A 12,397-nucleotide genomic window follows, 5' to 3' on the forward strand; every position below is an offset into this window, starting at 1 on the left:
TCCACAAATACGTTGCGAACACCCCCACCATAGCGTTGGCATGCGCCACGAACAAGCCGGATTTACCGCTCTGCGGTGGCCAGGCGCACGGCCAATCCCAGAAACACCAGACCCGCTACCCGGTTGAGCACCGTTTGCGCCCGTGCCGAGCGCTGCAACAGCGCGCCAAACGCCCCGGTAAAGCAGGCGATGGCGCCAAACACCAGCAGCGTAGCCAGGATGAACACGGCGCCCAGCACCATCAGCTGCAACGCCACCGGGCCGCGCGCGGGATCGGCAAACTGCGGCAAAAAGGCCAGAAAGAACACCAGCACCTTGGGGTTGGTCAGGCTCATCACCGCACCGCGTGCCACCATGCGCCGCCCGCTGGGCCCACTGGCCACAGCGGCGGTGGGCCCCGCTTCGCAGGCCAGCGCCGCTGGCGCCCGCAAAGCCTGCCAGGCCAGATAAGCCAGATAGGCGGCGCCACACCACTTCAGCGCCGTGAACGCCATGGCCGAGGCGGCAAACACCGCCGCCAGCCCCAGCGCCACCGCCGCCGTGTGAACCACCAGCCCCACGCACAAGCCCAGCACCACCGCCATGCCCGCACGCCAGCCACGCTGGGCGGACTGCACCAGCACAAAAAGGTTGTCCGGCCCGGGCGTCAGCCCCAGCAGCAGCGAGACGCCAAAAAAGGTGATCAGGGTTTCCAGAGAAGGCATGGCAATCGGTGGTGGCAGCGAAGCGCCCAAAAAACGCCGATTGTGCCGCCCCGCCCACCTGGTGCCGGGAAACCAGCATGGGCACGCCGGGCCATCAGCGCCGGGTGGGCGGGCGCGGGCGCGTCTGGCAGCCGGGGCCTTCAAACGGGGCGCTGTCTTGCTCCCAACCCGGGCCGGGCGAGGTTTGCGCACAAATGCGGGTGCCGTCGATTTTGCTGCGCCAGTAGTACCAGGGCGCCGGTGCGGCCAGCGCGGCGCCGCACAGCAGCAGTGCAGCGGCCAGGGCAGCGCGGGCACTGCGCAGGGGCGCGGTCATGGCGTATCCCCGGTGGTGGTGGCGGACGCGGTGGCAGGCTGGGCCGTGACGATCCAACCCTCCAGCGCATCGAACCCGGGCGGCAGGCCGTACCCTGCATCCCCGTGGGCGCGGCGCGATTCGCCCCAGGCGGCCTGCAACAGGCACAGCACGGCGTCCAGCACATCGCCACGGGGGTCGTTCACCACGGCATCGCGCTGGGCGTGGCCCAACTGCAGCTGCAGGCCCAGGCGGTTCTGGCCGGTCTCCAGCGCGTGGAGCAGGTCTTGGCGGGCCACCAAGCGCTCGGGGGTTTGCCGGGCGCGGTCATCGCTTTTGTAGCTGCGCCGACCCAAAATCTGCCGCGCCAGCAGGCCGGGATAGGCTTCGAGGGCCACGCGCGCGCTATCGCCGGGGTGCAGGCCGGGCAGGCACACGCCCGCTTGCAACAGGCACGGAACGCCCGCGTGCAGCATGTACGCCACCGGCGGATTGACCCATTTCATGCTGGGGCTGGAGCCCGCCGGGCCATCGGTGGCACGGTGGGCAAACTTGGCCCCCACAGGGCGGGCGGCGCAAAAGGCGGCAAAGGTGTCGCGGATTTGTGCGCGCGTCAGGCCCTGGTAATGCGCCATGCAGGCCGACCACTGCAACGGCCAGCCCAGCTGCTGCACCAGCGCGCGCGGCAACCCAAATGGAAAATCAAAACCGCCCACCCAGCAACGCGGCTCGGCCAGCCACGCCGTGAAATCTGCCAAGGTGTGGAAGCGATGCAACTGCGCCAGCTGCACCTGCGTGCCCGTGCGCTGGCCCAGCGCCAGCACGATGGGTTTGCGCGCACTGGGGCTGCTGGAAAAATCAACGCCCAACAAGGCGGGGCTGGGGGATGTGGTCAGGCGCGGCCCATGATGGCAGCGGTGGCCATCAGCTCTTGCAGCAGCGCAAACGACACCTTGCCCGACACCGCATAAGGGTCGAGTTCAGGCTTTTCCGAGTATTTGAGCAAGATGGAATGGTTGACCTTGCTGAGGTTGACCTGGCCCATGGTCCAGCCGCCAAAGCAGCGCTCGTCAATCTCTTCGTAGTGCAACAGCTCCACCTGCTGGTGGCGTGGGTCGCGCTGGATATGGCCGTACAGCGCGTTCACCGCCGAGCGGCCACCTTCGATGGCTTGCAGAAAAACCCCGCCGCCATAGCAAAGCACCCCGGTGATGCCGCTGCCCGGGTTGTGCTGGCGCGACTGGGCCAGGATGGATTCAATGGCCTCGGGCGAGGTATCGACCACGCGGCTGGCGTAAAGCAGGCGTACCAACATAGATCAGTTTCTCCCGGGGATGAGTGACAAAAATTCGCGGCGCAGCGCGCTGTCTTTGAGGAAAACGCCGCGCATCACGGAGTTGATCATCTTGCTGTCCATCTCGCGCACGCCGCGCCAGGACATGCAAAAGTGGCTGGCCTCCATGACGATGGCCAGGCCGTCGGGCTGGGTTTTTTCCATGATCAGGTCGGCCAGCTGCACCACGGCTTCTTCCTGGATTTGCGGGCGACCCATGATCCAGTCCACCAGGCGCGCGTACTTGGACAGGCCGATGACGTTGGTGTGCTCGTTGGGCATGATGCCGATCCAGATTTTGCCGATCACCGGGCAAAAGTGGTGGCTGCAAGCGCTGCGCACCGTGAGCGGGCCGACGATCATCAGCTCGTTGAGGTGCTCGGCGTTGGGGAATTCGGTGATGGCAGGCGCCTCGACGTAGCGGCCCTTGAACACCTCATTGAGGTACATCTTGGCCACGCGGCGCGCGGTGTTTTTGGTGTTGTGGTCACCATCGGTATGGATGACCAGGCTGTCGAGCACGCCCTGCATCTTGGACTCGACCTCATCGAGCAGCAACTCCAGCTCGCCGGGCTCGATAAAGTCGGCAATGTTGTCGTTGGCATTGAAGCGCTTGCGCGCCGCGACGAGCCGCTCACGTATCTTGATGGAAACGGGCGTTCCTTCATCCGGGTTGGCTGGTGTCATGTCGGCTGCAAGTGGTCTGAACATGCTGCCATCCTACCAGCGAACGTGCCACTACAGATTACAAGGGTTTTTGGCCTCCAAGCCTTATCCAGCGTGCGCTATACGCTACATATTTAATAGCAAACAGGCTGCCGTCAGTAGTTTTTTCCTGTCAGCCACAAAGCTGCGCGCACCATACCGAAGGCAATGCGGTCGAGCACACGGGCACGCCAGGGGCGCTGGGCGTAGCGCTGCGGGTCCAGCCGCTGGCCCGCGTGCTCCATGGCATGCACCAGGCGCCGGCGCAGTTGCCGGGCAAAGGCGGCGTCTTCGATCACCACGTTGGCCTCGCGCGCCAGCAGCAGGCTCAAAGGATCGAGGTTGGACGATCCCACCGTGGCCCACGGGCGCGCGTCCAGCGCGTCAATCACGGCCACCTTGGCGTGCAAAAAGCTGGGCGCGTATTCGTGGATTTCGACGCCAGCGGCCAGCAGCGTGCCATACACAGGCCGCGCGGCGTGGTACTGCAAAAAATACTCGTAGCGCCCTTGCAGCAGCAACTGCACACGCACACCGCGCCGGGCCGCATGAACCAGCGCCCGGCGCAGCTTGCGCCCGGGCAGAAAGTAGGCGTTGGCGATGATGATTTCCTTGCGCGCAAAGCCAATGGCGCGCAGGTAGGCTTTTTCGATGCGGGCCCGGTTGCGCACGTTGTCGCGCAGCAAGAGCGCAGCACGCAGGCGCTGGCCGGGTTCGGGCAAGGGCTGGGCAGCGTGCCCGGCCGCCTGCGCAGCCCGCGCTGCGCGCAAGGCCCGCACAGCGTCGGGCAGGTGGTGGTGGCGCACATCACGCACCGCCTGCATGCGCTGCCACAAAGTCTCCATGGTGTCGCTGGCCTGCACGGCCAGGTCGCCGGTGGCCTGCACGGCAAAATCAAAGCGCGGCGCGTCCAGGGTGCCGTAGTTGGGGTCGTAAAAATCGTCCAGCACGTTGATGCCGCCACAAAACAGCACGCGCCCATCCACCGCGCACAGCTTGCGGTGCAACCGGCGCCAGCGCTCGGGCATCAGCAGCCCCAGCGGCCCCAGCGGCGAATACACCTGGCACTGCACACCCGCGGCCTGAAAGCGCTGGTGCCACACCGGCGGCAACCGCCCGGTGCCCACGCCATCGACCACCAGACGGGCACGCACACCGCGCCGGGCCGCTCGCTCCAGCGCCTCGGCCACGCTGGCACCGGCACCAGTGAAGTCAAAAATGTAGGTTTCCAGCTGGATGTCGGCGCGCGCCGCATCCATGGCCTGGATCAGCGCCGGAAACAGTTCCAGCGCACCTTGCAGCAGTTGAACATGCTGGCCATCGGCCAGCTCCAGGCGGCGCTTCATGGCGCGCACTAGACCCGAAACTCGGCAATCAGCGGCAGGTGGTCCGACATGCGCCACCAGATGCGCCCGCGCGGCACCTGCAGCCCGATGGGTTCGAGCCCGCGCACGTACACATGGTCAAGCTGCACCAGCGGCAGCCGGGCGGGAAAGGTAAAAGCCCGTGGCGCATCAAACTCGTACAGGCCAAAGCCCCACAGCATGCGCGTGATTTGCGCACCCCAGTCGTTGAAATCACCCGCCACCACCACAGGCGCGCCTGTGGGCACCTCGCGCTCAATGAACTGCTGCAAGCGCGCCACCTGGCGCACCCGGCTGCCCGGAATCAGCCCCAGATGCACCACGATCACATGCACACAGCGCCCGGCAATGTCCACCTCGACGTGCAACAGCCCGCGCTGCTCAAAGCGGTGGTCAGAAATATCTTCGTGCTGGTGCCCCACCACCGGCCAGCGCGACAGCAGCGCATTGCCATGCTCGCCGTGCCGCGTGAAGGCGTTGGTGCGGTACACCGCCTCGTAGCCCTCGGGCGCCAGAAACTCGGCCTGCGGCACATCAGGCCAGCGCTCAAAATACTGCGCCTCACGCCGGTGCAGCTTGCGCACTTCCTGCAAGCAAACGATGTCGGCATCGAGCTGCTCGACCGCATGACCCAGGTTGTGGATCTCCAGGCGCCGGGCCGGGCCTATGCCCTGCACGCCCTTGTGAATGTTGTAGGTGGCAATGCGCAGGATGTCGGGGGCGGTAGGGGATGGGCTCATGGCGAGGCAAATTGTGGCAGCAACAAAATGGCCTCGGCGTTGGAGGGCGAGAAACAGCGGTCTGCCGCCTCGCACCAAGGCCACCAGGCCCATGCAGTGTGCTCACACGGGCTGAGCACCACGGGCTGAATTGCGGGCACTTGCAGGCTGAACAAATGCTCGGTGTTGCGCCGCACGCCGGGTGCATAGCGGTGCAGCCACTGCGGGTAGATGTCGTACACGTTCTCCAGGCCCCAGTCGCGCAGTGTGCAGCCGGAGGCATGGGCGCAGATGCCGGTTTCTTCCCATACCTCACGCACCGCCGTGTCACGCCAGTCTTCTTGCGGGCTGTCTTTGCTGCCCGTGACCGATTGCCAGAAGGGCTGGCCATCGGGCGCATCGATGGCGCGGCGAATCAGCAACACGTCCAGTGCAGCAGTGTGGATCACCACCAGCACGGATTCGGGAATTTTGTACGACGGCCCATCCGGCAAGACCGGCTCATCTCCCACCCTGGCCCCCATGGCAGTTCAGGGTGTGCTGGTCACGGGCATTGGCGTGTGCATGGGCCATCTGGTTCCCCCAAGAAAAAGGGCGCCCCCAAGGCGCCCTTTCATTGTGACCGCAGCGCGGCAAATCAGCCCGCCTTCACGGCGTCCACATTGCGCAGGCGGATGTGCAGCTCGCGCAGTTGCTTCTCATCGACAGGCGATGGCGCTTGCGTCAGCAGGCACTGGGCGCGCTGGGTCTTGGGGAAGGCGATCACGTCGCGGATGGACTCGGCGCCCGTCATCAGCGTGACGATGCGGTCCAGGCCAAAGGCCAGACCGCCGTGCGGGGGCGCGCCGTATTGCAGCGCATCGAGCAAGAAGCCGAACTTTTGCTGTGCCTCTTCGGGCGTGATCTTGAGGGCATCGAACACTTTTTGCTGCACATCAGCGCGGTGGATACGCACCGAGCCGCCACCCATCTCCCAGCCGTTCAGAACCATGTCATAGCCCTTGGAGATGCACTTTTCGGGGGCCGTGACCATGTAGTCTTCGTGGCCGTCCTTGGGCGCGGTGAAGGGGTGGTGCACGGCCACCCAACGGTCGTTTTCTTCGTCGTGCTCGAACATCGGGAAGTCCACCACCCACAGCGGTGCCCAGCGGTCTTCAAACAGGCCGTTTTTCTTGCCGAACTCGCTGTGACCGATCTTGATGCGCAGCGCGCCGATAGCGTCGTTGACCACCTTTTCCTTGTCCGCACCGAAGAACAACAGGTCGCCATCTTGCGCGCCAGTGCGCTGGAGGATTTCAGCAATGGCTGCGTCGTGGATGTTCTTGACGATGGGCGATTGCAGACCGTCGCGGCCCTTGGCCAGCTCGTTGACCTTGATGTAGGCCAATCCCTTGGCACCGTAAATCTTGACGAATTCGGTGTAGCCGTCGATTTCACCGCGCGACAGGCCGCCAGCTTCGCGCGCGCCGCCGGGCACGCGCAGGGCCACCACACGGCCATTCTTCATGTTGGCGGCGCCCGAGAACACCTTGAAGTCCACGTCCTTCATCACATCGGTCAGCTCGGTGAATTCGAGCTTGACGCGCAGATCGGGCTTGTCAGAGCCAAAGCGGTAGGCCGCATCCTGGTAGGTCATGACCGGGAACTCGCCCAAGTCCACGCCCAGCGTGTTCTGGAACACCGTCTTGATCATGCCCTGGAACATGTCGCGGATGTCCTGCTCTTCCATGAACGAGGTTTCGATATCGATCTGCGTGAATTCGGGCTGGCGGTCAGCGCGCAGGTCTTCGTCGCGGAAGCACTTGGTGATCTGGTAGTAGCGGTCAAAACCGGCCACCATCAACAGCTGCTTGAACAGCTGGGGCGACTGGGGCAGTGCAAAAAAGTGGCCATCGTGTACACGGCTGGGCACCAGGTAGTCGCGCGCGCCTTCGGGCGTGCTCTTGGTGAGCATGGGCGTTTCGATGTCGATGAAGCCGTTGGCATCGAGGAACTTGCGCACTTCCATCGACACCTTGTAGCGCAGCATCAGGTTGTTCTGCATGTACGGACGGCGCAGGTCGAGCACGCGGTGGGTGAGGCGCGTCGTCTCGGAGAGGTTTTCTTCGTCGATCTGGAACGGGGGCGTGACCGAGGGGTTAAGCACGTTCAACTCATGGCACAGCACCTCGATCTTGCCGCTCTTGAGGCCGTCGTTGGCTGTGCCCTCGGGGCGCGCGCGCACCAGGCCCTTGACCTGCACGCAGAACTCATTGCGCACGCCTTCGGCGGTCTTGAACATGTCGGCGCGGTCGGGGTCGCAGACCACCTGCACGTAGCCTTCGCGGTCGCGCAGGTCGATAAAGATGACACCGCCGTGGTCGCGGCGGCGGTTGACCCAACCCGCCAGGGTGACGGTTTGGCCCAACAGGGCTTCGGTCACAAGACCGCAATAGTGGGAACGCATGGCCATGGCAGAACTTCCGGCGCCGTCAGGGGCGCGTTAAGGGGTTGACTTGGGGGTCGAGAGAAGGGGGTCGGCGGGCGCCACAACGCCCATGGAAACGATGTAGCGCAAGGCGGCATCAACGCTCATTTCAAGCTCGACGCAATCGCTTTTGCGCACCATCACGAAATAACCCCCGGTGGGGTTGGGCGTGGTGGGCACGTACACGCTGACGAACTCGTCGCGCAGGTAGGCAGCCACCTCGCCGCTGGGCGCGCCAGTGACGAAAGCCACCGTCCAGACGCCTTCGCGCGGCCACTGCACCAGCACCGCGGTGCGAAAGGCGTTGCCGCTTTCAGAAAACAGGGTGTCAGAGACTTGCTTGACGCTGGAGTAAATGGAGCGCACCACCGGGATGCGGCTGACCAGCGCGTCGCCCCACTGCACCAGCTTGCGACCGGCAAAGTTGCTGGCCGTGGCCCCCACCGCCAGCAGGATCAGCAGGGTGAGCACCACACCAAAGCCGGGAATGTGAAAACCCAGCAGTTTGTCGGGGTGCCAGGCTGCGGGCAGGATGAGCAGGGTCTGGTCGAGCAAACCCACGATCCAGTGCAACACCGAGACCGTAATCGCTCCGGGAACGATCACCAGCAGCCCGGTGAACAGCCATTTGCGCAAGGCAGACATCAACAACTCAGGAGTTAACAGCAGAACTGGCGCTAGCGCTTGCTGGCGCTGCGCTAGCAGCTACTGTTTTAGGAGCATCTGTGGCGGGGCTGCTGGCACTGGCCGCCGCAGGCGCCGCCTCGGTGGTGGGGGCGCTGGCTTTGTCGCTGGTAGCGGGGGCTGCGCTGGTGCTGCTGCCACCCCGAAAATCCGTGACATACCAACCCGATCCCTTGAGCTGAAAACCCGCAGCCGTGACCTGTTTGGTAAAGGCTTCGGCGCCGCAGGCTGGGCATTGGGTCAGGGGGGCATCGGACATTTTTTGCAGCACATCCTTGGCATGGCCGCAGGAGCCGCATTTGTAGGCGTAAATAGGCATATTTTTGGGGCCTGGAGTGAAAGTGCAAAGCTTTCGATTATAGGTGCCAGTGTTTTCCCTTATGCCGCCACGCTGCCCTCGTAATGGTGGACATGGCCCTTGTGGTCGGGCACAAACTGCGGCACCAGCGAGCCAGCCAGCATCCCCACCAAGGCGGCCAGCAACCCGGCCAGTTGCTGCGGAAACGCCCCGGACAACGCCGGGCTGCTCAAAAACAACAACCAGGTGCCCAGCCCCAACGCCACGGCCAGCAAGGCACCCTGGGTGGTAGCGCGGCTCCAGTACAAACCGAACACCAGCGGCACAAAGGCCCCCACCAGCGGCACCTGGTAGGCGCCCGACACCATTTCATAAATCGACGTGCCCTGCATGGTGATGGCATAGGTCAGCACACAGCCCGTGAACACCAGCACGGCCACACGCATGGCTTTGAGGGTGAGCGCATCGCTCATGCCCGGGCGCAGGTTGCGCAAGATGTTCTCGACAAACGTGGTGGATGGCGCCAGCAGCGTGGCCGACGCCGTGGACATGATGGCCGACAGCAAAGCGCCAAAGAAAGCGATTTGCAGTGCCAGCGGCATGCGCTCCATGACCAGCGTGGGCAACACTTTCTGCGGGTCGTCCTTGAGCAGCGCCTGCGCCGTCTCGGGCATGATCAGCACCGCCGAAGTGACCACAAACATGGGAATGAAAGCAAACAGCAGGTAGAGCACCCCGCCAATCACCGGCCCGATGCGCGCCGTCTCGGCACTGTTGGACGACATGACGCGCTGGAACACGTCCTGCTGCGGAATCGAGCCCAGCATCATGGTGATGGCGGCGGCAAAAAAGAACGTCCACTCCTTGAAACCCGCCTGCTGTGGAAAGAAGTTGAACTTGCCCTCGCGCGCGGCAAACTCCACCACCTTGCCCGCGCCACCGGCCAGGTCAGCGGCAAACCAGGCAATGGCGATCAGCCCCACGGCAATCACGATCATCTGCACAAAATCGGTCAGTGCCACCGACCACATGCCGCCGTACAAGGTGTAGATCAGCACCACCGCCGTGCCCAGCACCATGCCCGCCGTGATGGACAGCGCGCCCTGCGTCAGCAGGTTGAACACCAAGCCCAGCGCCGTGATCTGCGCTGCCACCCAGCCCAGGTAGCTGAAGATGATGATGAGCGAGCACAGCACCTCCACCGAGCGGCCATAGCGCTGGCGGTAGTAGTCACCCAGGGTGATGAGGTTTTTCTGGTACAGCTTGTAGGCAAAAAACAGGCCCACCAGCACCAGGCACATGGAGGCGCCAAACGGGTCCTCCACCACCGCGCCCAGGCCGCCATCGACAAAGCGCGCCGACACGCCCAGCACCGTCTCCGAGCCAAACCAGGTCGCAAACGTGGTGGCAATCACCACGGCCAGCGGCAGGCTGCGCCCGGCCACCGCGTAATCGGCCGTGTTGTGGACACGGGTGGCCGCAAACAGGCCGATGCCAATCGACACCAGCAGGTACAAAACGATGAAGGTCACCAGCATGTGCCGCTCCGCAATTCAGGGGGGTTGAAGTCAAATCGCCGCGCATTATCTGCGCAAGATGGCCGCGCCCGCCCTGCGCGGTCGGCACAGCGGCTTACAGCACGTGGACGCGCACGATCAGCTGCATGGCCAGCAGGCCCAGGACAAAGCCCAGCCCGCCATAGACCAGCGCCTGCAACAAGCGGTTGGTGCGTTTTTGCTCCCTCAACAGCTCCAGCAGCTCGCGCTGTTGCGTGTTGCCGCCGGGGCGCTGGTGCAACTGGCTGTGCAACAGGCGCGGCAGGGCGGGCAGCAGCTTGGCGTAGTGCGGCGCCTGGGCGCGCAGCTCGTGCCACAGGCGCTGCGGCCCCATCTGGTCGAGCATCCACTTCTCCAGAAACGGCTTGGCCGTGCTCCACAAGTCCAGATCGGGATCGAGCTGGCGGCCCAGCCCCTCGATGTTGAGCAACGTCTTTTGCAACAGCACCAGCTGCGGCTGGATTTCAACCTGAAAGCGCCGCGAGGTCTGGAACAACCGCATCAGCACCATGCCCAGCGAAATCTCTTTCAGCGGGCGGTCAAAGTAAGGCTCGCACACCGTGCGGATGGCCGCTTCCAAATCGTTCACCCGCGTCTCGGGCGGCACCCAGCCGCTTTCGATGTGCAGCTCGGCCACGCGCTTGTAATCGCGCCGGAAGAAGGCCGTGAAGTTCTGCGCCAGGTACTCTTTATCGAACTCGGTCAGGGTGCCGACGATGCCGAAGTCCAGCAGGATGTAGCGCCCCAGCGTCTCGGGCGCCAGGCTGACCTGGATGTTGCCGGGGTGCATGTCGGCATGAAAAAAACCATCGCGAAACACCTGGGTGAAGAAAATCGTCACCCCGTCGCGCGCCAGTTTGGGGATGTCCACCCCCGCATCGCGCAGGCGCTCGACCTGGCTGATGGGCACGCCGTTCATGCGCTGCATCACCATCACTTCAGGGTGGCAAAAGTCCCAGAAGATGGCCGGGATTTCCACCAGGTCCAGCCCTTCCATGTTGCGCCGCAGCTGGGCGGCGTTGGAGGCTTCGCGCACCAAATCCAGTTCGTCGTGCAGGTAGTTGTCAAACTCGGCCACCACCTCGCGCGGTTTGAGGCGCTTGCCATCGGCAGACAGCCCTTCCACCCAGCCCGCCATCATGCGCATGAGGCTCAAGTCTTTGTCGATCACCGGCAGCATGCCCGGGCGCAGCACTTTCACCGCCACTTCATGGAGCGCGCCCTGGCGATCGCGCAAGGTGGCAAAGTGCACCTGCGCGATGGAGGCGCTGGCCACCGGCACGCGCTCGAAGGACTCGAACACCTCACCCACCGGGCGGCCAAAGGCGCGCTCGATGGTGGCAATGGCCACCTCCACATCAAACGGTGGCACGCGGTCTTGCAGCAGCGCCAGCTCGTTGGCAATGTCGGGCGGCATCAGGTCGCGCCGGGTGGACAGCACCTGGCCAAACTTGACAAAGATCGGCCCCAGCCGCTCCAGCGCCTCGCGCAGGCGCTGGCCGCGCGGCGCGTCCAGATTGCGGCCCACAGACACCACGCGCGCCAGCAGGTGAATCCAGGGCTTTTGAAAGCTGCTCAGCACCAGGCCATCGAGGCCGTAGCGCAACGCCACCCAGACGATGGTGGCGCCACGGAAAAAGCCCCTCACGGAATCGTCCGGTCTTCAGACCACGACGGTGCCGCAGCGGACGCCGCTGCCGCAGCGTTGGCACGGCTGCCCACAAACTGGCGCAGCGCCTGCGCCGACCAGCGTGCGCCCTCGGCCAGCACCCGGGCGGGCACATCGCCCAGCACCCGCGCCAGATCGTCTTCCAGATCCCAGCGGATGTTGTCGGCCAGCCACTGGATGTCGCCCGCAAACTGCACATCGCCGTCGATGCGCACGGCGGGGCGGTCGCCGCGCAGCACCACCTGGGCCAGATCGAGGGGGGACTCCTGGGTGATTTCCAGGCGCAGGTCGGGTGTGGCGCCGTAGGGGGCAATGTCAAACAGCCCGGCGGGCGTTACCTGCAAAGACATATAAAAGTGCCGCCACTGCACATGCACCATGCGCCCACGCTGGCGCGCCAGGCGCTCGGTGGCCGCGCTCTCTTGCTGCAACACGTGGTTGAGCAAGAGCACGGTTCGGTGCTGCACCTCTTGTACCAGCCACGGTGGCGGGACAAGCCCGGGGACGATGCGCGCGAACACGCCGCCAAGAAAAGAAAAAGGGGACTGTGTTGCCATAGTCCCCGATTATTCACTGAACCGTGCGCCCAGCGCACAGGGCTGG

At 64.5% G+C, this 12,397-nt stretch carries 14 protein-coding genes; all 14 read right to left on the minus strand.

The features are described from left to right. Positions 1–62 precede the first annotated feature (62 nt). Entirely contained in the window at positions 63–704 is a 642-nt protein-coding gene (locus PHX69_RS00750; RefSeq protein ID WP_288041877.1) for a LysE family translocator, read from the minus strand. Between the two features lie 94 nt (positions 705–798). Further along, positions 799–1,020: a hypothetical protein gene (locus PHX69_RS00755; RefSeq protein ID WP_119014063.1), complete on the minus strand. Its 222-nt coding sequence runs from the start codon at positions 1,018–1,020 to the stop codon at positions 799–801. Next, on the minus strand, positions 1,017–1,871 hold the full coding sequence (locus PHX69_RS00760) for a DUF429 domain-containing protein (RefSeq protein WP_288041878.1): 855 nt from the start codon (positions 1,869–1,871) through the stop codon (positions 1,017–1,019). The genes PHX69_RS00755 and PHX69_RS00760 overlap by 4 nt, the downstream gene beginning before the upstream one ends. A 20-nt stretch (positions 1,872–1,891) precedes the next feature. After that, entirely contained in the window at positions 1,892–2,314 is a 423-nt protein-coding gene (locus PHX69_RS00765) for a BLUF domain-containing protein (RefSeq protein WP_119014061.1), read from the minus strand. A 3-nt stretch (positions 2,315–2,317) separates the two neighbouring features. Further along, on the minus strand, positions 2,318–3,043 hold the full coding sequence (gene folE, locus PHX69_RS00770; RefSeq protein ID WP_119014060.1) for a GTP cyclohydrolase I: 726 nt from the start codon (positions 3,041–3,043) through the stop codon (positions 2,318–2,320). Positions 3,044–3,153: 110 nt separating this feature from the next. Further along, positions 3,154–4,383: a cardiolipin synthase ClsB gene (gene clsB / locus PHX69_RS00775; protein ID WP_288041879.1), complete on the minus strand. Its 1,230-nt coding sequence runs from the start codon at positions 4,381–4,383 to the stop codon at positions 3,154–3,156. A gap of 8 nt (positions 4,384–4,391) precedes the next feature. Then, on the minus strand, positions 4,392–5,141 hold the full coding sequence (locus PHX69_RS00780) for an endonuclease/exonuclease/phosphatase family protein (protein WP_119014059.1): 750 nt from the start codon (positions 5,139–5,141) through the stop codon (positions 4,392–4,394). After that, positions 5,138–5,644, minus strand: coding sequence for a dihydroneopterin triphosphate diphosphatase (nudB, locus tag PHX69_RS00785; RefSeq protein ID WP_288041880.1), 507 nt, complete (start codon positions 5,642–5,644; stop codon positions 5,138–5,140). The genes PHX69_RS00780 and nudB overlap by 4 nt, the downstream gene beginning before the upstream one ends. Positions 5,645–5,757: 113 nt before the next feature. Next, entirely contained in the window at positions 5,758–7,572 is a 1,815-nt protein-coding gene (gene aspS, locus PHX69_RS00790) for an aspartate--tRNA ligase (protein ID WP_119014056.1), read from the minus strand. A 30-nt stretch (positions 7,573–7,602) separates the two neighbouring features. Further along, positions 7,603–8,232 carry a DUF502 domain-containing protein gene (locus tag PHX69_RS00795; RefSeq protein WP_119014112.1) on the minus strand — a complete coding sequence of 210 codons (630 nt, stop codon included), beginning with the start codon at positions 8,230–8,232 and terminating at the stop codon, positions 7,603–7,605. Positions 8,233–8,239: 7 nt separating this feature from the next. Continuing rightward, a complete protein-coding gene (locus PHX69_RS00800) occupies positions 8,240–8,590 on the minus strand; it encodes an FmdB family zinc ribbon protein (protein WP_119014055.1) in 351 nt (116 codons plus the stop codon). A gap of 59 nt (positions 8,591–8,649) precedes the next feature. Then, positions 8,650–10,107: a high affinity choline transporter 1 gene (locus tag PHX69_RS00805; RefSeq protein WP_288041882.1), complete on the minus strand. Its 1,458-nt coding sequence runs from the start codon at positions 10,105–10,107 to the stop codon at positions 8,650–8,652. A gap of 94 nt (positions 10,108–10,201) precedes the next feature. Then, complete coding sequence (ubiB, locus tag PHX69_RS00810) at positions 10,202–11,773, minus strand: ubiquinone biosynthesis regulatory protein kinase UbiB (RefSeq protein WP_119014870.1); 1,572 nt, start codon at positions 11,771–11,773, stop codon at positions 10,202–10,204. Beyond that, complete coding sequence (locus PHX69_RS00815; RefSeq protein ID WP_119014871.1) at positions 11,770–12,351, minus strand: hypothetical protein; 582 nt, start codon at positions 12,349–12,351, stop codon at positions 11,770–11,772. The genes ubiB and PHX69_RS00815 overlap by 4 nt, the downstream gene beginning before the upstream one ends. Positions 12,352–12,397: the final 46 nt, after the last annotated feature.

Origin of the sequence: Simplicispira sp., from assembly GCF_028687295.1 — a bacterium.
In the GTDB taxonomy this organism is placed as follows: Bacteria; Pseudomonadota; Gammaproteobacteria; order Burkholderiales; family Burkholderiaceae_C; genus Simplicispira; species Simplicispira metamorpha.

Bases quoted from the DNA above. Each gene is read 5' to 3' on its own strand.
- clsB (WP_288041879.1), bottom strand. From the start codon at position 4,383: ATGAAGCGCCGCCTGGAGCTGGCCGATGGCCAGCATGTTCAACTGCTG.
- PHX69_RS00780 (WP_119014059.1), bottom strand. From the start codon at position 5,141: ATGAGCCCATCCCCTACCGCCCCCGACATCCTGCGCATTGCCACCTAC.
- PHX69_RS00815 (WP_119014871.1), bottom strand. From the start codon at position 12,351: ATGGCAACACAGTCCCCTTTTTCTTTTCTTGGCGGCGTGTTCGCGCGC.
- PHX69_RS00795 (WP_119014112.1), bottom strand. From the start codon at position 8,232: ATGTCTGCCTTGCGCAAATGGCTGTTCACCGGGCTGCTGGTGATCGTT.
- PHX69_RS00750 (WP_288041877.1), bottom strand. From the start codon at position 704: ATGCCTTCTCTGGAAACCCTGATCACCTTTTTTGGCGTCTCGCTGCTG.
- PHX69_RS00755 (WP_119014063.1), bottom strand. From the start codon at position 1,020: ATGACCGCGCCCCTGCGCAGTGCCCGCGCTGCCCTGGCCGCTGCACTG.
- PHX69_RS00765 (WP_119014061.1), bottom strand. From the start codon at position 2,314: ATGTTGGTACGCCTGCTTTACGCCAGCCGCGTGGTCGATACCTCGCCC.
- nudB (WP_288041880.1), bottom strand. From the start codon at position 5,644: ATGGGGGCCAGGGTGGGAGATGAGCCGGTCTTGCCGGATGGGCCGTCG.
- folE (WP_119014060.1), bottom strand. From the start codon at position 3,043: ATGTTCAGACCACTTGCAGCCGACATGACACCAGCCAACCCGGATGAA.
- PHX69_RS00800 (WP_119014055.1), bottom strand. From the start codon at position 8,590: ATGCCTATTTACGCCTACAAATGCGGCTCCTGCGGCCATGCCAAGGAT.
- aspS (WP_119014056.1), bottom strand. From the start codon at position 7,572: ATGGCCATGCGTTCCCACTATTGCGGTCTTGTGACCGAAGCCCTGTTG.
- PHX69_RS00805 (WP_288041882.1), bottom strand. From the start codon at position 10,107: ATGCTGGTGACCTTCATCGTTTTGTACCTGCTGGTGTCGATTGGCATC.